Source organism: Kitasatospora sp. NPDC058063 (genome assembly GCF_042885395.1).
In the GTDB taxonomy this organism is placed as follows: Bacteria; Actinomycetota; Actinomycetes; order Streptomycetales; family Streptomycetaceae; genus Kitasatospora; species Kitasatospora lactacystinica.
In genome coordinates, this window is record NZ_JBHVSD010000009.1 from 79205 (window position 1) to 103485 (window position 24281).

General features: G+C 75.2%; 22 protein-coding genes and 1 riboswitch. Of the genes, 10 read left to right on the forward strand and 12 right to left on the reverse strand.

The features are described from left to right. Positions 1 to 425 precede the first annotated feature (425 nt). A complete protein-coding gene (locus tag ACFVUY_RS17520) occupies positions 426 to 1532 on the reverse strand; it encodes an alpha/beta hydrolase (RefSeq protein WP_387685791.1) in 1107 nt (368 codons plus the stop codon). A 368-nt stretch (positions 1533 to 1900) separates the two neighbouring features. Continuing rightward, positions 1901 to 2033: riboswitch (cobalamin riboswitch) on the forward strand. Positions 2034 to 2140: 107 nt separating this feature from the next. Between ACFVUY_RS17520 and ACFVUY_RS17525 the strand changes: the two genes are divergently transcribed. The 6 genes from ACFVUY_RS17525 (at position 2141) to cpt (ending at position 9519) form a co-directional block, all read left to right on the forward strand. After that, positions 2141 to 3133, forward strand: coding sequence for a cobalamin biosynthesis protein (locus ACFVUY_RS17525; protein ID WP_387730775.1), 993 nt, complete (start codon positions 2141 to 2143; stop codon positions 3131 to 3133). Then, positions 3130 to 4668, forward strand: a complete 1539-nt coding sequence (locus tag ACFVUY_RS17530; protein WP_380354269.1) for a cobyric acid synthase — start codon at positions 3130 to 3132, stop codon at positions 4666 to 4668. The genes ACFVUY_RS17525 and ACFVUY_RS17530 overlap by 4 nt, the downstream gene beginning before the upstream one ends. A 100-nt stretch (positions 4669 to 4768) precedes the next feature. Further along, on the forward strand, positions 4769 to 6862 hold the full coding sequence (locus ACFVUY_RS17535; protein ID WP_387730778.1) for a putative cobaltochelatase: 2094 nt from the start codon (positions 4769 to 4771) through the stop codon (positions 6860 to 6862). A gap of 6 nt (positions 6863 to 6868) precedes the next feature. Beyond that, positions 6869 to 7474 carry a cob(I)yrinic acid a,c-diamide adenosyltransferase gene (gene cobO / locus ACFVUY_RS17540; RefSeq protein WP_049655361.1) on the forward strand — a complete coding sequence of 202 codons (606 nt, stop codon included), beginning with the start codon at positions 6869 to 6871 and terminating at the stop codon, positions 7472 to 7474. A gap of 4 nt (positions 7475 to 7478) precedes the next feature. Next, entirely contained in the window at positions 7479 to 8897 is a 1419-nt protein-coding gene (locus tag ACFVUY_RS17545; protein WP_387730781.1) for a cobyrinate a,c-diamide synthase, read from the forward strand. Positions 8898 to 8982: 85 nt separating this feature from the next. After that, the gene (gene cpt / locus ACFVUY_RS17550; RefSeq protein WP_387685904.1) at positions 8983 to 9519 is read left to right on the forward strand and encodes a chloramphenicol phosphotransferase CPT; all 537 of its coding nucleotides are present in this window, start codon (positions 8983 to 8985) and stop codon (positions 9517 to 9519) included. Here cpt and ACFVUY_RS17555 read toward each other — a convergent pair. Then, positions 9435 to 10118 (reverse strand): protein kinase, encoded by a 684-nt coding sequence (locus tag ACFVUY_RS17555; RefSeq protein ID WP_387731099.1) that lies wholly within the window; start codon positions 10116 to 10118, stop codon positions 9435 to 9437. The two genes, cpt and ACFVUY_RS17555, sit on opposite strands and share 85 nt — an antisense overlap. A gap of 7 nt (positions 10119 to 10125) precedes the next feature. Further along, entirely contained in the window at positions 10126 to 10713 is a 588-nt protein-coding gene (locus tag ACFVUY_RS17560; RefSeq protein ID WP_387730784.1) for a TetR/AcrR family transcriptional regulator, read from the reverse strand. A gap of 141 nt (positions 10714 to 10854) precedes the next feature. On the opposite strand from ACFVUY_RS17560, the gene ACFVUY_RS17565 reads away from it, so the two are divergent. Beyond that, positions 10855 to 12036, forward strand: a complete 1182-nt coding sequence (locus tag ACFVUY_RS17565; protein WP_387730786.1) for an FAD-dependent monooxygenase — start codon at positions 10855 to 10857, stop codon at positions 12034 to 12036. A gap of 16 nt (positions 12037 to 12052) precedes the next feature. Here ACFVUY_RS17565 and ACFVUY_RS17570 read toward each other — a convergent pair whose 3' ends face one another. Both ACFVUY_RS17570 and ACFVUY_RS17575 read right to left on the reverse strand, forming a co-directional pair. Then, positions 12053 to 12505: a hypothetical protein gene (locus tag ACFVUY_RS17570; protein ID WP_387730789.1), complete on the reverse strand. Its 453-nt coding sequence runs from the start codon at positions 12503 to 12505 to the stop codon at positions 12053 to 12055. A gap of 85 nt (positions 12506 to 12590) precedes the next feature. Continuing rightward, the gene (locus ACFVUY_RS17575; protein ID WP_387685775.1) at positions 12591 to 13100 is read right to left on the reverse strand and encodes a MarR family winged helix-turn-helix transcriptional regulator; all 510 of its coding nucleotides are present in this window, start codon (positions 13098 to 13100) and stop codon (positions 12591 to 12593) included. Positions 13101 to 13240: 140 nt separating this feature from the next. Between ACFVUY_RS17575 and ACFVUY_RS17580 the strand changes: the two genes are divergently transcribed. Continuing rightward, positions 13241 to 14206 carry an EamA family transporter gene (locus tag ACFVUY_RS17580; RefSeq protein ID WP_387730791.1) on the forward strand — a complete coding sequence of 322 codons (966 nt, stop codon included), beginning with the start codon at positions 13241 to 13243 and terminating at the stop codon, positions 14204 to 14206. A 138-nt stretch (positions 14207 to 14344) separates the two neighbouring features. Here the strand turns inward: ACFVUY_RS17580 and ACFVUY_RS17585 are convergent, their stop codons facing one another. From ACFVUY_RS17585 to ACFVUY_RS17595, 3 genes are all read right to left on the reverse strand, one after another. Continuing rightward, positions 14345 to 15181: a hypothetical protein gene (locus tag ACFVUY_RS17585; protein WP_387730793.1), complete on the reverse strand. Its 837-nt coding sequence runs from the start codon at positions 15179 to 15181 to the stop codon at positions 14345 to 14347. Between the two features lie 83 nt (positions 15182 to 15264). Beyond that, positions 15265 to 16296 carry a TolB family protein gene (locus ACFVUY_RS17590; RefSeq protein WP_387730795.1) on the reverse strand — a complete coding sequence of 344 codons (1032 nt, stop codon included), beginning with the start codon at positions 16294 to 16296 and terminating at the stop codon, positions 15265 to 15267. After that, positions 16293 to 17711: an MFS transporter gene (locus ACFVUY_RS17595; RefSeq protein WP_387730798.1), complete on the reverse strand. Its 1419-nt coding sequence runs from the start codon at positions 17709 to 17711 to the stop codon at positions 16293 to 16295. Before ACFVUY_RS17595 ends, ACFVUY_RS17590 begins: the two co-directional genes overlap by 4 nt. Positions 17712 to 18084: 373 nt before the next feature. Between ACFVUY_RS17595 and ACFVUY_RS17600 the strand changes: the two genes are divergently transcribed. Next, positions 18085 to 18585 carry a cobalamin biosynthesis protein gene (locus ACFVUY_RS17600; protein ID WP_387730800.1) on the forward strand — a complete coding sequence of 167 codons (501 nt, stop codon included), beginning with the start codon at positions 18085 to 18087 and terminating at the stop codon, positions 18583 to 18585. 56 nt (positions 18586 to 18641) lie between these two features. Beyond that, a complete protein-coding gene (gene cobC / locus ACFVUY_RS17605; RefSeq protein WP_387730803.1) occupies positions 18642 to 19688 on the forward strand; it encodes an Rv2231c family pyridoxal phosphate-dependent protein CobC in 1047 nt (348 codons plus the stop codon). Between the two features lie 142 nt (positions 19689 to 19830). On the opposite strand, the gene ACFVUY_RS17610 is transcribed toward cobC, so the two are convergent. The 4 genes from ACFVUY_RS17610 to glnII all read right to left on the reverse strand — a co-directional run bounded on the left by ACFVUY_RS17610 (position 19831) and on the right by glnII (position 24177). After that, a complete protein-coding gene (locus tag ACFVUY_RS17610) occupies positions 19831 to 20898 on the reverse strand; it encodes a cobalamin-independent methionine synthase II family protein (protein WP_387730806.1) in 1068 nt (355 codons plus the stop codon). Positions 20899 to 20994: 96 nt separating this feature from the next. Further along, a complete protein-coding gene (locus ACFVUY_RS17615; protein WP_387685757.1) occupies positions 20995 to 21588 on the reverse strand; it encodes a hypothetical protein in 594 nt (197 codons plus the stop codon). Positions 21589 to 21762: 174 nt separating this feature from the next. Next, positions 21763 to 22860: an LLM class flavin-dependent oxidoreductase gene (locus ACFVUY_RS17620; RefSeq protein WP_387685755.1), complete on the reverse strand. Its 1098-nt coding sequence runs from the start codon at positions 22858 to 22860 to the stop codon at positions 21763 to 21765. A 294-nt stretch (positions 22861 to 23154) separates the two neighbouring features. Next, positions 23155 to 24177 carry a glutamine synthetase gene (gene glnII, locus ACFVUY_RS17625; protein ID WP_387685753.1) on the reverse strand — a complete coding sequence of 341 codons (1023 nt, stop codon included), beginning with the start codon at positions 24175 to 24177 and terminating at the stop codon, positions 23155 to 23157. Between the last annotated feature and the right edge of the window lie 104 nt (positions 24178 to 24281).

Genomic DNA, 24281 nt, shown 5'->3' on the forward strand with positions numbered 1-24281 from the left:
TTTTTACAACCTCACTTCTGTGGGGGGTTCTTTTTTTTTTTAATATTACCCTGTTTGGGGGGGGGGGGGGGGGTATGGGCCCGCGCGAGAAGTCGGACCGGCCGACTTCTCGCGCGTCTACGGCGGAATGGGGGAAACGTTCATTCGCGGGCAGGGGGGAAGCGCGCCGGAAAAGCCGGCGCGGCCCGGCCGGAAACGCCCGCACGAGGAGGGGGGCGAGGGCGCGGCCGGTGGGTCTTGCGGGCCTCGCGGATCCTGCCGGACGAATCGGATGGATCGGATCGAACGGATCGGCTCGACGGGTCGGCCCAACGGGTCGGCCCGGACCTCGACGGTGGGGCCGCGTTCCGATCCGCGGGGGCGGAAGCGGAGCACCGACCGCGGCACGTCCGGGAGACGTGCCGGCAGGACCCGCCGGCGGCGCCCTACAGCAGCGGCGTGAGCCAGCGACGGAGCAGTTCGGTGTACCGGTCGGGAGCGGTGTTCCAGAGGGTGGCGTGGTCGGCACCGGGGAAGGCCTGGAGGCTCACGACGTCGCGACGGGCGGCAGCCAGCTTCTCGGCGGTGCCGAAGGGCGCGATCCGGTCCTCGGGGCTGTGCAGGAGAAGGGTGGGCACCCGCAGGTCGGTGCCCTCGGCGATGCGGGCGAAGTCGGCGAGGTCGACGCCCGTGCGGCCCTCCGCGGCCAGCGCCCCCAGCTCGGCGGCGACGCCCTGGAAGCCGGCCCGGGCGGCGTCCCGGCGGGCGGAGACCGGGAGGTCGAGCACCGGCGAGTCGAGGATGAGGCCGCTGACGGCGTGCGGCCAGGCGGTGCGGGCCGCGGTCTGGAGGGCCGTGGTCGCGCCGACGGACCAGCCGTAGAGGATCACCTTGCCCGCGCCGCTGTCGAGCGCCAGCCGTACCGCCGCCTCGATGTCGCGCCACTCGGTCTCGCCGAAGTGGCTGAGCCCGTCCGGGGAGGCGGGGGCGCCCTGGTCGCCGCGGTAGGTGACGGCGAGGGTGGGCAGGCCGAGCCGGTCGAGGACGGGGAGCACCGGGAGGGTCTGCTGGCGGTCGGCCTCGGGGCCGTGCACCAGGATCACCCAGGTGCCGCGCTTGCCGTCGAGCCGCCAGGCGGGAAGGGCGCCGAGCTCGCCGTCGGCGGTGGTGTCGGTGAAGGGGAGGCCGAGTGCCTCGGTGGGGTCGCCGAGAAGGACCCGGGGGGTGAAGCGGACCTCGGTGCCGGGGGTGAGCGTGCCCCGGTCGGCGCGGAGCAGCCGGCGGGTGACGCCCCGCTCGTCGCTGTGCAGGACCTCCTCGACGACCGCGTGCCCGCCGTCCGCCCACTCGACCGCCCAGCGGCCGGGGCGCAGGCTCTCGGGGCCGCGGGTGAAGGTGACCCGGCCGGGGGCGAGGCCGCGGACCAGGACCGGCCCGGACTCCGGGACGGCGGCCACCGGACGGACCGTCCGCTCGGAGGCCCGACGGCCGATCACCAGCACGGCGGCCCCGACCGCGGCGGCCGCCACGACGGCGGCGGTTCCCCAACGCATTTCACTCCCCGCTCTGTTGCTCACGGACCGGACGGTGTTCGGGCACCAGTTCACCGGCGCTCCGTCCGCCCGGCCACCGGGCTGGGCCGTCCGGGTCACCCGGGCGGCGGCCCGGCGGCGCTGAGGAGGTGTCGGAAGCGGGCAATGAGGATGGTGGGGCGGGACGGCGGCGGAGCCGGCGGTGCCCCGCTGGGAGGGGATGTGGTGTTCCCGGTGGGAGGGACGTGGTGTTCCCGGTGGAGGGCGGCCCCGCGCCTGGCGATCCCCCGGCGCGTCGGCGGCGTCCGCGTGTGACCAACCCCTCCGTGACCTCGGTTGACTCCCGGTTCGGGCCCGTGATGGGATCCTGGGGCCAAACGGAGGCATGGAGAGGAAGCCGGTGGAATTCCGGCGCGGTCCCGCCACTGTCACCGGGGAGCACGCTCGGAACATCGCCACGGCGGCCGTCGACGGCCGCTGGAAGGCTCCGGGGGTGCGTTCGACCCGGAAGCCAGGAGACTCTCGCCCCCGTCACGTCGATCCAGGGCGCGGACCCTGAGTGAGGACACGCACGCGATGCAGGCTGCCCCGCCCCACCGGACTCCGAGCTGCCCTCCGCCGTGCCCCCGATGACCCCGCTCGGACCCTCCTCCTCGCCGCGCCCGCTGGCCCGCGCCGCCGCGTTCGCGCTCGGCGCCGTCGCGGGCCATGTCGCCGACGCCCGCTTCGCCGACCCCCGCCGGGGCCATCCGGTGGCTGTCTTCGGCAGCGCCGCGACCCGGCTGGAGCGTCGGCTGTGGCGCGACGACCGCGGCGCGGGGGCCGGCTACACGGCGCTGTGCGTGGGCGCGGTCGCGGCGGGCGCGCTCGCCCTGGACCGTACGGTGGGCCGGCGTCCGCTGGGCCGGGCGGTGCTGGCGGCGGCCGCGACCTGGACGGTGCTCGGCGGCACCTCGCTGACCCGGGAGGCGCGCACCATCGGCCGCTCGCTGGCCGCGGGCGACCTCACGGCCGCCCGGGAGCGGCTGCCGCACCTGTGCGGGCGGGACCCGAGCGCGCTGGACGGCCAGCAGATCGCCCGGGCGGTGGTCGAGTCGGTGGCCGAGAACACCGCCGACGCCGTGGTGAACGCGCTGACCTGGGGCGCCCTGGCCGGCACGCCCGGCCTGCTGGCCTTCCGCGCCGTGAACACCCTGGACGCGATGGTGGGTCACCGCTCGCCGCGCTACGCCCGGTTCGGCTGGGCCTCGGCCCGGCTGGACGACCTGGCGGGCTGGCCGGGCGCCCGGCTGACGGCGCTGCTGACGGTGGCCGCCGCGCCCGAGCCCCGTACGGCCTGGCGGGTCTGGCGGCGCGACGGCTCCGCGCACCCGAGCCCGAACGCGGGCCAGGCCGAGGCGGCGTTCGCCGGCGCGGTGGGCGTACGGCTGGGCGGGGCGCTGCGGTACGGCGAGCGGGTGGAGCACCGGCCCGTGCTGGGTGCGGAGCTGCGGCCGGTGACGGTGGACGACATCGAGCGCGCCTGTGCGCTCTCCCGGCGGGTGGGCGCACTGGCGCTGGGTACGACGGTCGCGGGGCACGTCCTGCTGCGGATGCTGCTGAGGAAGAGGGGACGGGCATGAGCAAGGCGCTGCTGGTCGCGGGGACGACCTCGGACGCGGGCAAGAGCGTGGTGACGGCCGGGATCTGCCGTTGGCTCGTCCGCCAGGGCGTGCGGGTCGCGCCGTTCAAGGCGCAGAACATGTCGCTCAACTCCTTCGTCACCGCCGACGGTGCCGAGATCGGCCGCGCCCAGGCGATGCAGGCGCAGGCCGCCCGGGTGGAGCCGGAGGCGGCGATGAACCCGGTGCTGCTCAAGCCGGGCGCGGACGGCCGCAGCCAGGTGGTGCTGCTCGGCAGGCCGGTGGCGGAGGTGGGCGCGCTGGACTACCGCGAGCGCAAGCCCGTCCTGCTGGAGCGTGCCCTGGAGTGCCTGGCGGACCTGCGCGGCCGCTACGACGTGGTGGTCTGCGAGGGCGCGGGCTCGCCCGCCGAGATCAACCTGCGCGACCGCGACATCGCCAACATGGGCCTGGCGACGGCCGCCGCCCTGCCGGTGGTGGTGGTCGGGGACATCGACCGCGGCGGGGTCTTCGCGGCGATGTACGGGACGCTGGCGCTGCTGTCGGCGGAGGACCAGCGGCACGTGGCCGGCTGGTTCGTCAACAAGTTCCGCGGTGACGCGCGGCTGCTCGCGCCCGGGCTGGAGATGCTGCACGGGCTGACCGGCCGTCCGGTGCTGGGCACGCTGCCGATGCTGCCCGGGCTCTGGCTGGACGCCGAGGACTCGCTGGACCTGTCGACGGTGGTGGACCGGGCGGACGGGCCCGGGCCGTACGGCGCGGACGTGCTGCGGGTGGCCGTGGTGCGCTTCCCGCGGCTGTCCAACTTCACCGACATGGACGCGCTCGCGCAGGAGCCGGGCGTGCTGGTGCGCTGGGCGACCCGCCCGGAGGAGCTGGCCGACGCCGACCTGGTGGTGCTGCCCGGGACCCGGGCCACCGTCGCCGACCTCGCCTGGCTGCGCGAGCGCGGTCTGGAGCCGGCGCTGCGGGCGCGGGCGGCGGCCGGGCTGCCGGTCCTCGGGGTCTGCGGCGGCTACCAGATGCTGGCGCGCTCGATCGTGGACGAGGTCGAGTCGAAGGCGGGGGCCGTCGAGGGCCTCGGCCTGCTGCCGACGCAGGTGCGGTTCGGCGCCGAGAAGGTGCTGGCGCGGCCGGTCGGCGAGGCGTTCGGGCAGCGGGTGGAGGGCTACGAGATCCACCACGGGGTGGTCACCGTCGAGGGCGGGGACACGTTTGTCTCCGACGGCCGGGGACGGAGTCTGGACGGCTGCCGGGTGGGCCCGGTCTGGGGCACGACCTGGCACGGCGCGCTGGAGAACGACGGGTTCCGCCGCGAACTCCTGCGCGAGGTCGCCGCGCTGTCGGGCCGGGCGTTCGTCCCGGCCCCGGACACCTCCTTCGCCGCGGCGCGCGAGGCCCGGCTGGACCGGCTGGGCGACCTGATCGAGGAGCACGCCGACACCGACGCGCTGTGGAAGCTGATCGAGGGCGGGGTGCCGGCGGCCGGATCGCTGCCGTTCGTCCCGCCCGGGGCCCCTGGGAGCGACGCATGAGCCGGGTACGGCAGCAGGGCCAGGCAGGATCACGCAACCGGGCAGGATCACAGGACCGGACAGTGCCGCGGGACGGGGCACGACAGGAGTGGGGTACGGCATGAGTGACGTCCGCTATCCGTTCACCGCGATCGTCGGCATGGCCGACCTGCGGCTCGGGCTGCTGCTGAACGCGGTCTCCCCGGCCGTGGGCGGCGTGCTGGTGCGCGGCGAGAAGGGCACCGCGAAGTCGACCATGGTGCGCGCGCTGGCCGGCCTGCTGCCGTCCATCGCCACCGTGGACGACTGCCGCTTCGCCTGCGACCCGACCGCGCCCGACCCGCAGTGCCCGGACGGGCCGCACGTCTCCCCGCCCGCTTCCGAACGGCCGGCCCAGCTGGTCGAGTTGCCGGTCGGCGTGGCCGAGGACCGGATCGTCGGCTCGCTCGACCTGGAGCGGGCGCTGGCCGAGGGCGTCAAGGCGTACGAGCCCGGGCTGCTCGCCAGGGCGCACCGCGGCGTGCTCTACATCGACGAGGTGAACCTGCTCCAGGACCACGTGGTGGACCTGCTGCTGGACGCCGCCGCGATGGGCCGCTCCTACGTCGAGCGCGAGGGCGTGTCGGTGCGCCATGCGGCCCGGTTCCTGCTGGTGGGCACGATGAACCCGGAGGAGGGCGAGCTGCGGCCGCAGCTGCTCGACCGGTTCGGCCTGACCGTCGAGATCGCCGCCACCCGGGATCCGGCCGAGCGTGCCGAGGTGGTCCGCCGCCGGCTCGCCTACGACGCGGACCCGGCCGGCTTCGCCGAGCGGTTCGCCGAGGAGGAGCGGGCTCTCGCCGAACGCATCGTCGCGGCGCGGGAGTTGCTGCCCAAGGTAGAGCTGACCGATGTGGCGCTGCGTCAAATCACCGCCGTGTGCGCCGCGTTCGAGGTGGACGGGCTGCGCGCGGACATCGTGATGGCCCGCACGGCCGTCGCACTGGCGGCCTGGGACGGGCGCACCGAGGTGCAGGAGGAGGACGTCCGCAAGGCGGCGCAGCTGGCGCTGCCGCACCGGCGCCGCCGCAACCCCTTCGACGCGCCGGGGCTGGACGAGGAGCAGCTGGAGCGGACGCTGGAGGAGCACGCGCAGCAGGAGGAGCCGGAGCCCGAGGGCGACGGACCGGACGGCGACGGCGACGGGCCGGAGGGCGGCCCGGACGGGGGCGGCCCCGACGGCGGCGGCGCGCCCGAGCCGTCCGACAGCGGCCCCGAGGGGTCCGCTCCCGAGGCGCCCTCCCCCGAGGGCCCCGAGGCGCCCGCGCAGCAGCCCGCACCCGCCCAACACCCCTCTCCTGCACGGGAATCGGCTCCGGTCGCGGCCGGGGACCCGTACCGGACGCAGCTGTTCACCGTCAAGGGCACCGGGCACGGCGCCCAGGGCCGCCGCTCCCCCGCCGAGACCACCGGCGGGCACACCATCCGCGCCCGCCGCCCGCAGGGCGCGCTCGGCCGGCTGCACCTGACCGCGACCCTCCAGGCCGCCGCGCCGCACCAGGCGGCGCGCGGGCGCAGCGGGCGGGCGCTGGTGGTGCACAAGGACGACTTCCGCGAACAGGTGCGCCAGGGGCGGGAGTCCAACCTGGTGCTGTTCGTGGTGGACGCCTCCGGGTCGATGGCCGCCCGGCAGCGGATGACCACCGTCAAGGGCGCGGTGCTGTCGCTGCTGATGGACGCCTACCAGCGCCGCGACAAGATCGGCATGATCACCTTCCGGGGCGCGGGTGCCGAGCTGGCGCTGCCGCCCACCTCCTCGGTGGAGGTCGGCGCGGCCCGGCTGGAGTCGCTGCCCACCGGCGGGCGGACCCCGCTGGCCGCCGGCCTGCTGCGCGCGCACGAGGTGCTGCGGGTGGAGCGGCTGCGCGACCCGAGCCGGCGCCCGCTGCTGGTCGTGGTGACCGACGGCCGGGCCACCGGCGGGCGGGACGCGCTCGCCCGCTCGCACCGCGCGGCCGCGCTGTTCGCGGCACAGGGCACGGCGAGCGTGGTGCTGGACTGCGAGTCCGGCCCGGTCCGCCTGGGCCTGGCCCGCACCCTGGCCGGGCTGCTCGGCGGCACCGCCGTCGGCCTGGACGAGCTGCGCGCCGAGGGCGTGGCCTCGCTCGTCCGCGAGAGCCGGTCCGACAACCGTTCTGCGAACCGTGCAACCACCGCGATGCGAAAGGCGGCCTGAGCCGACATGCCCAAGGGTGTCCCCGAGAGCGTTCCCGACGACGGCCTGACGACCCGTCAGCGCCGCACACTGCCGATCACCGCCGTGCACACCGGCCCCGGCAAGGGCAAGTCCACGGCCGCGTTCGGTATGGCGCTGCGGGCCTGGAACCAGGGCTGGCCGGTCGGGGTGTTCCAGTTCGTGAAGTCCGCCAAGTGGAAGGTCGGCGAGGAGAACGCGCTGCGCGTGCTCGGCGCCTCCGGCGAGGGCGGCACCGTCGACTGGCACAAGATGGGCTCCGGCTGGTCCTGGATCCAGCGCTCCGCCGAGCAGGAGATGTCCAGCGAGGAGGCGGCCAAGGAGGGCTGGGAGCAGGTCAAGCGGGACCTCGCGGCCGAGACCTACCGCTTCTACGTGCTGGACGAGTTCACCTACCCGATGCACTGGGGGTGGGTCGACCCGGACGAGGTGGTGGCCGTGCTCAAGGACCGTCCGGGCAGTCAGCACGTCGTCATCACCGGCCGGTACGCGCCCGAGGCGCTGACCGGATTCGCCGACCTGGTCACCGAGATGACCAAGGTCAAGCACCCCATGGACGCCGGCCGCAAGGGCCAGCGCGGTATCGAGTGGTAGGCCGTTGAGCACCGTCCCCCGCCTCGTCGTCGCCGCGCCCTCCTCGGGCGCCGGCAAGACCACCGTCGCCACCGGCCTGATCGCGGCGCTCGCCGCGCGCGGGCTGGCGGTGTCGCCGCACAAGGTCGGCCCCGACTACATCGACCCGGGCTACCACGCGCTCGCCGCCGGCCGCCCGGGCCGCAACCTGGACGCCTTCCTGTGCGGGCCGGAGCGGATCGCACCGCTGTTCCTGCACGGCGCGGCGGGGGCGGACGTCGCGGTGGTCGAGGGGGTCATGGGCCTGTTCGACGGGGCCTCCGGGCGCGGGGAGCTGGCCTCCACCGCGCACGTCTCCAAGCTGCTGCGGGCGCCGGTGGTGCTGGTGGTGGACGGCTCCTCGCAGTCCCGCTCGGTCGCCGCGCTGGTGCACGGCTTCGCCTCCTGGGACCCGCAGGTGCGGCTCGCCGGAGTGATCCTGAACCGGGTCGCCTCCGACCGGCACGAGCAGCTCCTGCGCGAGGCCCTGGAGGAGGGCTCCGGCGTGCCGGTGCTGGGCGCGCTGCGCCGCTCCGCGGCGGTCGCCACGCCGTCCCGCCACCTCGGGCTGATCCCGGCGGTGGAGCGCTCGGCGGAGGCCCTGCGGGCGGTCGCCGACATGGGTGAACTGGTGGCCTCCTCGGTCGACCTGGACGCCCTGCTCGAACTCGCCCGGACGGCGCCGGACCTGGACGCCGAACCGTGGGACCCGTCGGCCGAGGTCACCCCGGTGGCCGGCCGGCCGCGGATCGCGGTGGCGGGCGGCGCGGCCTTCTCCTTCTCGTACGCGGAGAACGCCGAACTGCTCGGCGCGGCAGGCGCGGAGGTGGTCCCGTTCGACCCGCTGCACGCCTCGTCGCTGCCCGAGGGGACGGCCGGCCTGGTGATCGGCGGAGGCTTCCCGGAGCTGTACGTGCGCGAGTTGAGCGGCAACGCCGAACTTCGCGCCGCCATCGCCGGGTTCGCCGCCGCGGGCGGGCCGATCGCCGCCGAGTGCGCCGGGCTGCTCTACCTGGGGCGGGAGTTGGACGGCCTGCCGATGTGCGGCGTGCTGGCCACCGACGCCCGGATGACCGAGCGGCTCACCCTCGGCTACCGGGAGGCGGTCGCCCTGCACGACTCCCCGCTGGGCCCGGCCGGCACCAGGCTGCGCGGCCACGAGTTCCACCGCACGGTCTGCGAACCCGGGGCGGGCGAACTCCCGGCCTGGGGCTGGCGCCTTCCCACCGGCCCCCGCGCCGAGGGCTTCGGAGGCGGCAACGTGCACGCCTCCTACCTGCACCTGCACTGGGCGGGCGCACCGGCGCTGGCGTCCTCCTTCGCGGCCGCGGCGGCGGGCTTCGCGGCGGGAACGGGCTTCGCGGCGGGGGCGGGCTTCGCGGCGGGGGCGGCCGGAGCCCTGTAGTCCACGGTTCGTCCCGTCCCCCGGGGCGCCCCCGGATAACGCGGCGACGCCGCGGGGTGTGCCGCCATAGGCTCCGCCCATGCATGTGATCGTTCTCAACGGCGGGTCCAGCTCCGGCAAGTCGAGCATCGCCCGGCGCCTGCAGGAACTGCTGCCGGACCCGTGGCTGCACCTCGGCGCGGACACCATGGTCGAGGCGCTGCCGGCGTCGTTGCGCGACGGCGGCGAGGGGATCGGCGGGCTGGAGGGCGGGAACGGGACGGTCGAGGTCGGCCCGGTCTTCGCCGCGCTGGACGCCGCCTGGACGCTCGGCGTGGCGGCGATGGCCCGGGCCGGGGCGCGGATCGTGGTGGACGAGGTGTTCCTCGGCGGCGCCGCTTCGCAGACCCGGTGGCGGGCGGCGCTGGAGGGCCTGGACGTGCTCTGGGTCGGGGTGCGCTGCGATCCTGCGGTGGCCGCGGCGCGAGAGGCCGCGCGCGGCGACCGGGTGGCCGGGATGGCCGCCGCGCAGGCCTCGGCGGTGCACCAGGGCGTCGCCTACGACCTGGTCGTCGACACCTCGCGGGCCTCGGTGGACGACTGCGCCCGGCTCGTCGCCGGGCGGGTGGCGTCCGACGGTTGAGCCGCCCCGGCCGAACCCTGTCGTACGCGGCCGCGCCCCGTCGTACGCGGCCGCACGTCGTCCGGGGCACCGGGTCCGGGCTCGCCGCCTCCGCTACAGCGCGAGGGTCTGCCAGCCCGGGCGATCTGATCGTGGACGGCCTCCGGGTCCGGCGCCGGCGACTGGGCCGCCGCCAGCGCCGCGGGCCCGGTCTCCACGATCCGGCGGATCACGCTCCGGTGCTGGTCGCCGCGAACGGGCTGGAGCCGTGCGCCGCGCACACCACGCAGCACGCAGCACGCCCACGCCCACACGTCGGCCGCCGGACCGACCCGTTCCTCGCCGAACTGCTCCGGCGCCATGTACGTCAGGATGCCCGGGCCGCCGCCGGTGGCGGTCAGCCGGGTGCCGTCCACGATCGCCGCGATGCCGAAGTCCAGCAGGCGCGGGCCGGCCGCAGTCAGCATGATGTCGGCGGGCTTGAGGTCCCGGTGGACGAGCCCCAGCCGGTGCAGCCCCGACAGCGCCACAGCCAGCGCGGGCGCGAGGGCACGCAGCGCCTCCGCGGAGCGGATCGCTCCCTGATCGAGCAGGGGGAGTACAGGCGGGCGCCGCCGGATCCCGGGCCTACCGGTCGAGCAGCACGGCGAGGTAGCGGTCGATCTCCTCGCGCAGCTCCTCGGGCATCGGCACGTGCCAGTGCCCGCTGCCGGCCGTCGCGTTGAACAGCACGCCGTCGCACCAGCGGATCAACCGGCGGGAGTCCCCCGTCGGGTCGCTCGAACCGGCGGCGGCGAGCAGTTCGGCGGCTCGCTGGGCGAAGCGCGCGCCCAGGCGGTCGTAGAGGGAGCGCAGTTCGGGCCTGCGGGTGGCCTCCAGGGCGAGCTCCAGGCGGGCCAGGGTGATCCGGCGGCCACCTGTGAGCGCCTGGAAGAGCACCTCGGCGCCGACCTCGGCCAGCTGCTCTCGCGGCGGGACGGCGGCCGCCGGCAGCTCGCCCTCGACGAGGACGGGGTAGTCGGCGGTCTCCCGCTCGACGATCCGGGTGAGCACGAGCTCCAGCAGGGCGGCCCTGGTCCGGGCGAGGTTGGAGGTCGAGCCGGCGGGCAGGCCGGATGCGTCGTCCACGGCGCGGTGGGTGAGCCCGCGCAGGCCGGCGTCGGCGATCAGGTCGATGGCGGCGTCGGCGATCAGGGTCGGGCGCGGGGGTGTCATGGGTCCGATCATGGCCTTTCCGGAGAGGCGCCCCCAACTCACTACAGCCGTAGTTTACGACTCACTACATGCGTAGTACCGTTTCGAGCACCGGGCACTACATCTGTAGTGACCAGAGCGCGCGAGAAGAGGAGCCCCCTCATGGACCTGCACCAGGCGATCGTCATCGGCGGCGGCATCGGTGGCCTCACCGCCGCCCTCGCCCTCCACCGACAGGGCGTCCCCGTCCGCGTCCACGAGCGCGCCGACTCCCTCGAACCCGTCGGCGCCGGACTCGCCCTGGCCCCCAACGCCCTGCGCTGCCTCGACCGGCTCGGCATCGGCGGGCACCTGCGCGCCCTCGCCACCCCGCACCCCGCCGTCGGCCTGCGCCACCCCTCCGGCCGCTGGCTCGCCCGCACCAGCACGTCGGCCTTCGAGGCCTGCTTCGGCGACACCATCGCCGCCGTCGCCCGCGCCGACGTCATCACCGCCCTGGTCGACGCGCTCCCGGAGGGCGCCGTCCGCACCGGCTCACCCGCCACCCTCGTCACCCCCGGCAGCGCGACCGGGCCCGCCGTCGTCCGCACCGCCGACGGGGAGGAGACAGCCGACCTGGTCGTCGCCGCCGACGGCATCCACTCCGCGACCCGGAGCCTGCTCTTCCCCCGGCACCCCGGCCCCCGCTACAGCGGATTCACCACCTGGCGCACCATCGTCACCCCCGGCCGCCTCCCGGCCGCCGCCGGCGAGGTGTGGGGCCGCGGGAAGCTCGCCGGGATCGTCCCGCTCGCCGACGGCCGGGTCTACGTGTACGGCGCCGCCCTCGCCCCGGCCGGCGAACGGGCCGCCGACGGGGACGAGCGGGCCGAACTCCTGCGCCGGTACGGCGACTGGTGCGCCCCCGTACCGCAACTGTTCGCCCTGGCCGAACCCGAGCGGGTCCTGCGCCACGACGTCCGGGACCTCGCCGACCCGCTGCCCGCCCACCACCACGGCCGGGTCGCCCTCCTCGGCGACGCCGCCCACGCGATGTGCCCCTTCCAGGGCCAGGGCGCCTGCCAGGCCATCGAGGACGCCCTCGTCCTGGCCTCCCTGCTCACCCCCGGCACCGACCCCGCCGCCGCCCTGCCCGCCTACACCGCCGCCCGGCTCCCCCGCACCACCGCCGTCGTCGCCGGCTCCCGCCGCATCGGCGACCTCGTCGCCCTCCGTTCCCCCGCCGCCACCTTCCTGCGCACCACCGCCCTCACCCTCGCCGGCCTCCTCCCCGCCCGCGCCCTGCTGAGCCGCGCGGCCCGGACGTACAACTGGCGGCCGCCGACCCCGGGCGGGGCGGTGTGAGGGGCCCGGGCGGCCGTCAGGCGAGCTTGCCGAAGGTGCCGTCGAGCGGGTCGGACCGGTGGCAGGCGACACAGCGCAGCCGGGTGTAGATCGCCACCGCGCCCATGAAGACGTCCTCGCGCCCGTCGGCCGGGGACTCGGAGGAGGCCGGCTTCCCGCAGTCCAGGCAGACGCGGCGGGGGCGGGCGGCGACCGAGCAGGCGCGGCAGATCAGGTGGGTCGGGTGTTCCGCGTGCACGACGACGGGCTGGGGGCCGCCGTACAGCAGGTGGTCGCACCATGTGCAGGACTCGTCCTGCTGGGCCGCCAGCATCCGGGCCCGGGTCTCCTGCTGCCATTTCGCCGCGTGCTGCAACGGCACCCTGACGGGCGGTCCCCACCCGGAGGCGGTGAGCCACCGGGCACCCTCCGCACCGGCGGCCCGCAGCTGGTCGCCGACGGCGATGTCCCTGGGCGTCTTCTCGTTCATCGGGTCTCTCCTCCGCTGGGCTTCCGCAGAGGACAACGCGGCCGGGAGGCCGCCGGACACGCGGCCCGGCGTGCCCGGCCCCGGTTCACAGGAGCGGCTCGGTGTCCCCGTGCGCGATGAGCAGCTTGCGCAGCAGGGCGTCGAGCCGGGTGCGCTCGTCCGCGTCGAGGACCGAGAGGATGCGTTCCTCGTTGCCGACGTGGCCGGCCAGGGCACCGTCGATCAGCTCCTTGCCGGCCGGGGTGAGGCGGACCAGGACGGCGCGGCGGTCGCTCGGGCACGGGTTGCGCTCGACCAGGCCCTTGGCGGACAGCCGGTCGACCCGGTTGGTGATGGCGCCGGAGGTGACCATCGCGGACTTGAGCAGCGCGCGGGCGTTGAGCTCGTACGGCTCGCCGGAGCGGCGCAGGGTGGCCAGCACGTCGAACTCGGAGGAGTCCAGGCCGCAGGCGGTGAAGTACTCGCGCAGGGCGTTGTCGACCCGGACGTTGAGCCGTCGGAGCCGGCCGATCAGGGCCATGGGGCCGGCGTCCAGGTCGGGGCGTGCCCGGGCCCACTGCTCGACGATGTCGTCCACGGTGTCGCGCTGCTGCATGTCCGCCGCCCTCCCGGGGCCGTCCGATCCGAAGCCTTCCGCCCAACGCGGATATCTTAACATTCACATACTTGACGTTCTCCGATCCTGGGCGTAGAAAGTATCTCAACGTTCAGATAATCAACGTTCAGGGGGACGTCATGGCCGTCATGGACCGCAAGCGCGCGGGGATCGCCGTCACCGCCGCACTCGCCCCGGCCGCGTGGGGCACCACCTACCTCGTCACCACCCAGCTGCTGCCCGAGGGCCGCCCGCTGCTGCTCGCCGCCCTCCGCGCCCTGCCGGCCGGACTGCTCCTGCTGCTGATCGGCCGCCGACTTCCCAAGGGGCGCTGGTGGGGGCGCGCGGCCGCCCTCGGGATGCTCAACATCGGGCTGTTCTTCCCACTGATGTTCGTCGGCGCGTACCGCCTGCCCGGCGGCGTCGCCGCCACCATCGGGGCGATCCAGCCGCTGCTCGTCGCCGGGTTCTCGATCGGCGTGCTGCGGGTGCGGCCCGGACGGCGGGCGGTGATCGCGGGACTGGTCGGGGTCGGCGGAGTGGCCCTGCTGGTGCTCAAGAGCGGCGCCCGGCTGGACGGCGTCGGGATCGCCTCGATGGTCGCCGGAATCTCCCTGATGGCCATGGGCACCGTCCTCACCCGCCGCTGGGGCCGCCCCGAGGGCGCCACCCTGCTCGACCTCACCGCCTGGCAGCTCCTGGCCGGATCGGTCTTCCTCGTGCCGCTCGCCGCCGTGGTCGAGGGCGCGCCGCCCGCCCTGAGCGCCGCCAACCTGGCCGGCTTCGCCTACCTCGGCCTGTTCGGCACCGCGCTCGGCTACTTCCTCTGGTTCCGCGGCATCGAGCAGCTCGGCGCCGGCCCAGCCTCCTTCCTCGGCCTGATCAACCCGGTCGTCGCCACCCTCGGCGGCCTCGTCGTCCTCGGCCAGACCCTCACCCCCTGGCAGCTCCTCGGCCTTCTCCTCGCCCTCGCCGCCATGCTCGTCGGCCAGGCCCCCGCCCGCCGCACCCCCACCCCCGCCCCCGCCCCGACATCGGCACCGGCACCGGCACCGGCACTGACCACCGCACCCACCCCCCAGCCCGAACCGGCCACCGCCCGCTGACCGGGCTGCTCCCCCAGGCCGGCATCTCCCTGAACGCCTGCGCCCCGCCGTCGCGGCGGGGCGCAGGCGTATTCGGCGGGCGGCGAGCGATGACGGACGGGCCGCGCGAACGGCGGAACCCGGACCCCGGGCGGCGGGTCAGCCGGTGGCGCGGATGTAGATGTCGGCGGCGCCGGGCAGGCCGCCGGGGATGGTGGCGACGTAGATGCGGCGGGCGGCGGGGGCATGGGTGGGGAGGTCGGTGGGGGTCGGGGTGGGGGTGGGCGTCCAGGTCGGGGTTGGGAGAAGGGCGGGGGCGGGGGCGGGGTCGTCGGGGGTGGGCTCGTCCGGGACGGCCGCGGGGGCCGGTTCGACGGTGGGGTCCTCGGGGTCGGCATCGGAGTCGCCGGGGTCCGGGGCGGCGGGGGTGGGGTCGGAGGGCCCGGCCGGGTCGGTGGGCTCGGCGTCCGGGGACGGGCTCTCGGTGGGCGCGGCGGCGGGGTCGGCGGTGGCGGACGGGCCGGGCGCGGGCGTCGGCGCGGACTCGGGGAGCTCCGGGGCCTCGGCCGGCTCGTCACCGCCGAGGGCGGCGAGCAGGTCGGCCGGGAGCGGGGCGGCCGGCCCGGGCGAGGGGAGGTCGTAGGCGCTGAGAAAGTCGCCGAGGCCGGGGGCCCTGCCGCCGCCGAGGCGGTAGTGCAGGTAGGCGACCGGGGCGCCGCCGGAGGTGTGGGTGTAGACGGCGCCGACCGGGACGTAGAAGCGGCCGACGCCGGGATGCTGGGACGGGTGCAGGCCGGCCAGGCGTTCGGCGCGGTCGCGGTCGGTCTCGCGGCCGGTGCCGCCGGCGGTGAGCGCGTTGACGCCGCGCACCACGAGGGCGGCGGCGACGGACACGCAGAGCACCAGCCCGACGGCGACGGTGCGCCGCAGGACCGGGCGGCCGTGCAGGGCGGGCCAGGAGTCGGTCACCGTGCGCTCGGGTGGAATGCCGTCCACGGTTGTCTCGCTCCCCCGTTCGTTCAGGACGCCTGATCAGGACGTCACACTCTGCTCGACGTGGGACCGTAGCCGAGAGTTCCTCAGCCCAGGTAGGCGGGGGCGACCGCAGCCCTGGTGACCGGCTGCGCGCTGCCCGAACCGTCCGCCGGGACGGTCCACAGGTCGGCGCCGTAGTCGCCGGGCAGGGCGTAGACCAGAGTGCCCTGGCCGGACCAGAGCGCCTGGTCGTCGATGTTGCGCTGCTCGGCGGTGGCGGTCTCGGTCATGGTGGCGAGGTCGAGCACGTACAGCCGCCACGGGGCGTCGGCGGGCAGGCCGGGAACGCGCTTCTTGTAGGCGACGCGGGTGCCGTCCGGGGAGAGCGAGGGGCACTCGACGTTGTCGTGCAGGGTGGTGAGGGTGCGGGCGGCGAGGTCGCCGCGGACGAGGTGGGTCCGCCCGGCGCTGGCGAGAGTGGCGTAGAAGGTGGTGTCGTCGGCGAAGGTGACGCCCCAGATGTTGATGTCGTGCGCCTGGTACGGGTGGCCGTCCAGGACGACCGAGAAGTCCTCCAGGTTCTCCCGCAGGTTCCAGTCCCGGACGTCCACGATCGAGGTGCGGGTGGAGAAGTCGCTGCCCGCGTACGAGTCGCCGCTGACGAAGACCGTCCAAGCGGCGAGGTGCCCGGACGGGGAGACCCGGGAGCGGGTGGGGATCCCGGCCGCCGGGAACGAGCGGAGCTCGCGCAGGTGGTCGTCCAGGACGACGGCGCGGTAGGTGTCCTCCAGCGCGCCGTGCTGGGCCTGGAGGCAGATGCCGGTGCCGGCGGCGGCGTGGAAGCGCAGGCACTGGACGCCGGAGGCGGTGCGCGGGCCGTCGGGGCGGTCGGCGGCGACGGAGGTGATCTCGTCCCGGTGCGGGCCCCAGGCCATGTTGCGGAACAACAGCTGTCGTCCGCCGGACTGCACCTGTAGTGACACCGGGCCGGACGTGACGGACGGCCCGCCGGGCTGGGCCTGGTCCCGGCGGGCGGTGCGGTCGGCGGCGTTGAGGACGGCCCCGGTGCCGACCGCGCCGAGCAGCACGACGGCGACCAGCAGGATGATCATCCTGGTGCGGTTCCGCAGGTTCATGGGGTCTCCTCCGGGGACTTCGCGGCGACGGGTCCGGGCTGCTCGGCGACGGGGACGGGCTGACCGGCGGCGGGTCCGGACGGGCGCAGTACCGCCGCCGCGCCGAGCACGCACAGCGCCAGCGCCCCCGCCGACCAGCCCAGCGCCGCCGGGCCGCCGACCACTCCCCACAGCGCGCCGAACAGCAGCGAGCAGGCGAACCGGGCCAGCGCCTGTCCGGTGCCGACCAGGGCGAGCCCGGCGCCGCGCTGCTCGGCGGGTACGGCGTCGGCGGCCGCGGCCGCGAGCACGCCGTCGGTGGCCGCGTAGAAGGTCCCGTGCAGCACCAGCACGCAGAGCACCGCCGGCAGCCCGCGCAGCGGTGACAGCAGCAGCCCGTACGCGAGCAGCAGCACCCCGTGCCCGGCGAGGAAGAGCCGGTGGCGGCCGATCCGATCGGCGAGCGCGCCGAGCGGGACGGCGAGCAGCAGGAAGGCGGCGGCGGTGCCCAGCGGCAGCAGCGGGAAGAGGCCGACGGGCAGGTCCAGCCGGCGCTGGACGAGCAGGTAGAGGAAGGAGTCGCTGACGGTGGTGAGGCCGAGCAGGACGGCGCAGAGCGTCAGCCGGCGCAGCCCCGGCAGCCGCAGCAGGGTGAGGCTGTCGCGCAGTGAGGGGGCGGAAGTCGACAAGTCGTCACCCTGCTGCCGGTTCGGCACGAACAGCAGCAGGATCAGCACCCCGAGCGCCGCGACGCACGCGCTGACCGCGAACACCGCGTCGTAGCCGTGCCGCTCGCCGCCGTCGGCGAGCAGCGGACCGCCGGCCAGCCGCAGCACCAGGAACGCGGTGAGCGGCCCGAGCAGGGCGCCGGCCGTGTCCATCGCCCGGTGCACCCCGAACGCCCGGCCGCGGTGGGCGGGTTCGGTGGCGAGCGAGATCATCGCGTCCCGGGGGGCGGTGCGCAGGCCCTTGCCGGTGCGGTCGACGGCGATCACGGCACCGATCAGCGGCACGGTGTGGGCGAACAGCAGCAGCGGCCGGCACAGCGCGGACAGGCCGTACCCGACGGCCGCGACGGTCTTGTGGCGGGCCGCGCCGTCGCGGCCGCGGCGGTCGGACAGGTGGCCGCCGACCAGCCGGACCAGTGCGCTGAAGCCGTTCTGGATGCCGTCGAGCAGACCGAAGCCGAGCGGGGAGAGGCCGAGACCGGTGAGCAGGTAGAGCGGGAGGACGGCGGTGACCATCTCCGAGGAGATGTCGGTGACCAGGCTGACCGCACCGAGGGCGACCACCGCCCCGGGCACGGCGCCCCACCGCACCGGGCCCACGGCCGGCCCGGCGGTGGTCGGCGTGGCGGGGGGCTGCCCGGCGGGGGACGGCCCGACGGACGGCTGCCCGGTGGGGGCCTTCGAGCTGCGCGAGTCCGCGACGTACACGGCCGTCAGTTCCGGATTCCGGTGCGGCCGACGGCGCCCGCGGAGCGCGGCCAGGGACGGGGCCCGGGACGGCTGCCGGGGGCGAGGGTTCCGGGGGCGCGCAGTCGTGCGAAGGCCATGGGGTCCTCCGGAGGTCGGGGATTCCTGGGCGGGAGCGCCGAGAACAGTAGGAGCGCCGTGGTGTCGTGTACCGCACAACGCAGATGAAGAACAGGCGAACAGCTGCCGCGCCACGGCGAACCCGGCACGGACGGCGGACCCGGCACGGACGGCGCGGACGGCGGACCCGCGTCGGAGGTCACACCCACCGCGATTGACCCGTTCCGGCCGGGCGTGGTGGGATCACCGGAGCTCGGGACGAAAGGTGCGGCACGTGAGCGAACCGGTCGCCGGCGCCCCCCGAACCCTGGTGGTGGGGATCGGCGCGAGCAGCGGCGCCGAACGGACCGAGGTCCTGCGACTGCTCACGGACACCCTCAGGGAGGCCGGCCTGACGCCGTCCGCCGTGGCCCGGCTGGCCACCGTGACGGGCAGGGCGAACCACCCGGCGGTGCGCTGGGCGGCCGACCACCTCGCCGGGGTGCCCGTGGACGAGCACCCGCCCGAGGTACTGGCGGGCGTGCCGGTGCCGAACCCCTCCGCGACCGTCGGTACGACTGTCGGCACCGCGAGCGTGGCCGAGGCGGCGGCGCTGGCGAGCGCGCCGGGCGGCCGGCTCGTGGTCACCAAGCGGAAGTCGGCGCGGGCCACGGTCGCGATCGCCCGGACGGCGGCGCACGGACGCCTCGCGCCGCTCGACGTGGACGCGGACCCGCCGCCACCCACCTGTCCACCGGCACCACCAGCCCCGACCGGTACCAGCCGAACCACCTGAGCCACCCGAAACCCGAAGCACCCGAAGCACCCGAAGCACCCGCAAGGAGACCCCGCGTGACCGCCCCCGAACCCGACCTGCGCCACCACGGCGACGCCGAGGTGCGCGCCGACGGGCTCGGCCTGGTCGACCTCGCCGTCAACGTCCGCACCGGCACTCCCCCGGCGTGGCTGCGCGAGCACCTCGCGGCCACTCTCGGCGACCTCGCCGCCTACCCCGACCAGAGCGCCGCTCGCGCCGCGGTGGCCGCCCGGCACGCCCGCCCGGTCGAGGAGGTGCTGCTCACCTCGGGGGCCGCGGAGGCCTTCGTCCTGCTGGCAAGGGTTCTGACTCCAGGTCATATCGTCGTGGTGCACCCGCAGTTCACCGAGCCGGAGGCGGCCCTGCGGGACGCCGGGCACCGGGTGCACCGGGTGCTGCTCTCCCCCGAGGACGGGTTCCGGCTGGGCGCCGTCCCCGAGGAGGCGGACCTGGTCGTCCTCGGCAACCCGACCAACCCGACCTCCGTGCTGCACCCCGCCGAGGCCGTCGCCGCGCTGGCCCGGCCGGGGCGCACCCTGGTGGTGGACGAGGCGTTCATGGACACCGTGCCGGGCGAGCGGGAGTCCCTCGCCTCCGTCCGGGATCTACCCGGCCGGGTCGTCGTGCTGCGCAGCCTCACCAAGACCTGGGGGCTGGCCGGACTGCGGATCGGCTATGTGCTCGGGCCCGCACCGCTGATCGCCGACCTCGGCGCCGCCCAGCCGCTCTGGCCGGTCTCCACCCCGGCACTGGCCGCCGCCGAGGTGTGCAGTGGCCCGGCGGCGCTCGCCGAGGCCGAGCTGGCCGCGGCCGAACTGGCGCTCCGGCGCGAGCACTTGGTGAAGGGACTGGCCGCCTTCCGGTCGGTGCGGCTGTACGGCGAGCCGGCCGCTTCCTTCGTCCTGGTCCGGCTGCCGGATGCGGCGGCCGTCCGGCGGCGGTTGCGCGAGCACGGCTTCGCCGTCCGGCGCGGGGACACCTTCCCGGGGCTGGGCGAGGAGTGGCTGCGGATCGCCGTCCGGGACGAGGAGACCACCGACCGATTCCTCAACGCCCTTGAGGCCGTGCTCGGTTCCGCCTGACCGGCGCAGCGCCAACGCCCTCCGGACGCCCGCCGTCCGCCCGTCAAGCCGGACGGGCGGACGAACGAACGGCCGAACGGCCAGCCGGGCAACCAGCCGGCCCGACACGCAAACAGCACGGCCCGCACCGACGCGACGAGCGCTACCGGAGCCCGAGCGCCTCCGCCGCCAGGGCGGTGCCCTTCACCCGGGCCGCGATCTTGGCGAAGGCGGTGTCCCGCGAGGTGGAGGCGTCGTCGGCGAAGGGCGAGAATCCGCAGTCGTCGGTGGTGCCGAGCTGGTCGACCGGGATGTGCCGGGCCGCGGTCAGCACCCGGTCGCGCACCTCCTCCGGGCTCTCCACCCTGGGGTCGATCGGGTCGGTCACTCCGACGAACACCCGGATTCCGGGGCGGAGTTGATCCGCGATGACGGCGAGCACGCGGTCGGGGTCGGCCTCGCTCGCCAGCTGCACGTAGAAGTTGCCGACCTTGAGCCGGAAGAGCTTCGGCAGCAGCTCGGCGTAGTCGACGTCCAGGCTGTGGGTGGAGTCCTGGTCCCCGCCCGGGCAGGTGTGCACGCCGAGGCGGGCCCGCTCCTCCTCGGTGAACCGGTCGAGCACCTGGTTGTTGAGGGCCACGAAGTCGTCGAGCAGGCTGCCCGACGGGTCGAGCTTGAGCGACAACCTGGCCTCGGTGAAGTCGAGTTGGACGACGTGGGCGCCCGCGTCCAGGCAGCCGCGGATGTCGGCCTCGGCCTCGTCGGCCAGGTCCTTCAGGAAGTTCTCGCGCGAGTACCCGTCGATGCCGCCGGCCGGGTAGAGCAGGCTCAGCGCGGAGGGTGCGATGACGGCCTGCTTGACGGGCTGCGAGGTGTGGCGCAGGGCTTCGCGCAGATAGGTCTCGGCGCGGACGCGGTAGCGGAAGGGTCCGGCGGTCAGCCGCGGCAGCTGCCGGGTGTGCCCGTCGGCGAAGGGGATGACGGCGCCGTCCCCGGCGAGGGAGGTCAGCCCGGCGAGGGGGTAGGTGACGAAGCTCGGCTTGGCCTGCTCGCCGTCCACCAGGACGGGGCAGCCGAGCTCCGCCAGCTTGGCCAGGGTGTCGGCGGTGGCCTCGTCCTGCAGCTTCTTCAGGTCGGCGTCGGACAGCCGCCCTTCGGCGTGTTCGGTGAGGGCGTTGAGCAGGCTGCTCGGCCGGGGGATGCTGCCGATGGGCTCCGTGAGAATGGTCATGACGGGACGGTAGAAAGGGCGGCGCCCCGAGCACAACGGGGCGCACGGCGCATTCCGCCCGACCGTTCACACTCCGCGCGCCCCACCCTTCTGCGTTCACGCCCCCGGAACGGCACACCCCTCCGCCCAATCCCGTAGCGTGGCGAAGTCCTCGGCCAGCAGGCCGATCCGGGGGTTGACGTGCAGGGCCAGCGCCCGCCCGGGATGGTGGGCGGCGATCCACTCCTCGTCCTGCGGGCCGAGTTCGTCGTCCACCCAGACGAACGGGCGTCCGGCGGCCCAGGCGACCACGTCCCGGGTCTTCCAGTGCAGCCCGTCCGCGTTTATCCCGAACAGGTCGGACCAGCGGATGTACGGCAGTTCGGGCAGGCCGATGTGCGGGCCTATGTGGGTGTTCGCCTCGCCCATCCAGCCGGTGGCCCACACCAGTTCGTACGGCAGCGCCAGCAGCGCCTCGCCGTGGGAGGGGTTGAGCCAGACCCGCAGCGGCTTGACCCGGACGGCGGGCGGCTTGGCGTGCTTGGCGCGGGTCGCCTGCCGGGCCTGGACCGCCGCCAGGTGCTCCTGCTTCGCCACCCACCAGGAGGGGCGCAGCCGGTGGGTGGCGTAGCCCTCGGGCCTCCGCTTCGGCGCGGCGTAGGGATTGAGCGGTCCGTCCACGTCGAGCAGGAGCAGGGGCTGCTGGGTCATGCCATGAATTCTCGGTCCGGTGAGGGCGCTTGACCAGCGATTTGCCGGCCGCGATCGGCCGGGCGGAGCCCCGGGGCGTCCCCGCCGCGATCGGCCGCATCCCGGCCGCGATCGGTCGGGCGAAGCCCCGGGGCGGTCCCGGCCGCGCCACCCGGACCGCCCCGGCTCCAGGCGTCACGGGCGGTCCCACAGGTTGCGGGCGGCGAGCAGCGGGAGCACGCCCTCCCCGAACCAGTACGCCTCCTCCAGGTGCGGCATTCCGCTCAGCACGAACTCGTCGATGCCCAGCGCGTGGTACTCGCAGATCAGGTCCGCGACCTCCCGGTGGCTGCCCACCAGTGCCGTCCCGGCGCCGCCGCGCAGCAGGCCGATGCCGGCCCAGAGGCCGGGGTACACCTCCAGCCGCTGCGCGGAGCCGCCGTGCAGCGCGAGCATCCGCCGCTGCCCCTCCGACTCGCTCTCGGCGAGCGCCCGTTGGGTCTGCCGCACCCGGGCCGGGTCCATCGCGGCGAGCAGCCGTTCGGTCTCCGCCCAGGCCTGCGCGGCGGTGTCCCGGGTGATCACGTGCAGGCGGATGCCGAACCGGACGGCCCGGCCCCGGGCGGCGGCCAGTTCGCGGATCCAGCGGATCTTCTCCCGGACCTGGGCGGGCGGCTCGCCCCAGGTCAGGTAGACGTCGGCGTACCGGGCCGCGACGTCGCCGGCGGCCGGGGAGGAGCCGCCGAAGTACACCGCCGGCACCGGGTCCGGCAGCCGGTTCAGCCGCGCGCCCTCGACCCGCAGGTGCGGCCCGTGGTGGTCGACCGTCTCCCCCGCCCAGAGCCGTCGGGTGATGTCCAGGAACTCGCCGGTCCGCGCGTACCGGGCGTCCTTGTCCAGGAAGTCCCCGAAGGCGCGTTGCTCGGCGGACTCCCCGCCGGTCACCACGTTGAGCAACAGCCGCCCACCGGAGTGCCGTTGGTAGGTCGCGGCCATCTGCGCGGCCAGTGTCGGGCTGATCTGTCCGGGCCGGAACGCCACCAGGTACTTCAGCCGCTCGGTCACCTGGCTGAGCATCGCGGTGGTCAGCCAGGCGTCCTCGCACCAGGCCCCGGTCGGCGTGAGCACGCCCTCGAAGCCCAACTGCTCGGCGCTGCGGGCGATCTGGCCGAGGTAGCCGATGCCCGGCGGCCGGTCCGACCCGGCGGCGCCGGGCGTGGAGCCGTGCCCGCCGCCGACGATCAGCCGGCTGTCGCCGTTGGTGGGGAGGAACCAGTGGAAGGTGAGAGCCATGGACGGACACACTCCTGGGGCCGGTGCTGCCTGCGGTCGGTTGTCGGAACCCACTCGCGGCGACACCCGTCCGCCCACACCCGCCCCAGGTCCACGTGCAGCCTGCGCACGAGAAGGGGGCGGCCCGGAGCAGTCATGCCCCGATTCTCCGCGTCTCCCCCACCCCGATCAAGCCCCCGGACTCCCGGCCCCGACCCTCGGAGGCCCCGACGCCGCAACGCCCGCGGGCCCCCTCCTGCACCGGGAGGGGGCCTGCGGGCGTGACGTGGCGAGGGTGCCGGGTACGGCGGCGGATCAGACCTGGCCGGCCTTCTCCAGGGCCGCGCAGCAGGTGTTGATCAGGAGGCGGGTGACGACGTAGGGGTCGACGTTGGCGTTCGGGCGGCGGTCCTCGATGTAGCCCTTCTTGTCCACCTCGACCTGCCACGGGATGCGCACGGAGGCGCCGCGGTCGGAGACGCCGTAGCTGTAGACGTTCCACGGGGCGGTCTCGTGCTTGCCGGTGAGGCGGGACTGGATGTCGTCGCCGTACTGGCTGACGTGCTCCAGCACCTTCTCCTGGGAGGCGCCGAGCGACTCGCAGGCGGTGATGATGGCGTCGTAGCCCTCGCGCATCGCCTTGGTGGAGAAGTTGGTGTGGGCGCCCGCGCCGTTCCAGTCGCCCCTGGCCGGCTTGGCGTCCAGGGTGGCGTCGATGCCGAACTCCTCGGCGGTGCGGTACAGCAGGTAGCGGGCGATCCACATGTCGTCGGAGACGGTCAGCGCGTCGACCGGGCCGATCTGGAACTCCCACTGGCCGGGCATGACCTCGGCGTTGATGCCGCAGATGGCCAGGCCGGCGTCGATGCAGCGGTCCAGGTGCAGCTCGACGATCTCGCGGCCGAAGACCTCCTCGGCGCCGACACCGCAGTAGTAGCCGCCCTGCGGGGCCGGGAAGCCACCCTCCGGGAAGCCGAGCGGGCGGGAGCCCTTGAAGAAGGTGTACTCCTGCTCGATGCCGAAGATCGACTCCTGCGCGGCGTACTTCTCGGCGACCTCACGCAGCAGGGCGCGGGTGTTGGAGACGTGCGGGGTGCCGTCCGTCTCCAGGACCTCGCAGAGGACCAGGATGTTGTCGCCGCCGCGGATCGGGTCCGGCGTCACGCGCACCGGGTCCAGCACGCGGTCCGAGGCGTGGCCCTCGGCCTGGCTGGTCGAGGAACCGTCGAAGCCCCAGGTGGGGATCTTGTCGGCGTTGGGCAGGACGCGAGTCTTGGAACGGAGCTTCGCGGTCGGCTTGGTGCCGTCGATCCAGATGTACTCGGCCTTGATTGCCACGTCGTGTCCCTCGCATTGCTGGGTGGTGGGTGCCCGCGTAGCGTTGCAAGCCGCCGTTTCCCGGTTGTTCCTCTCGTGTAACGCGCATGTGAACCAACCGTCCG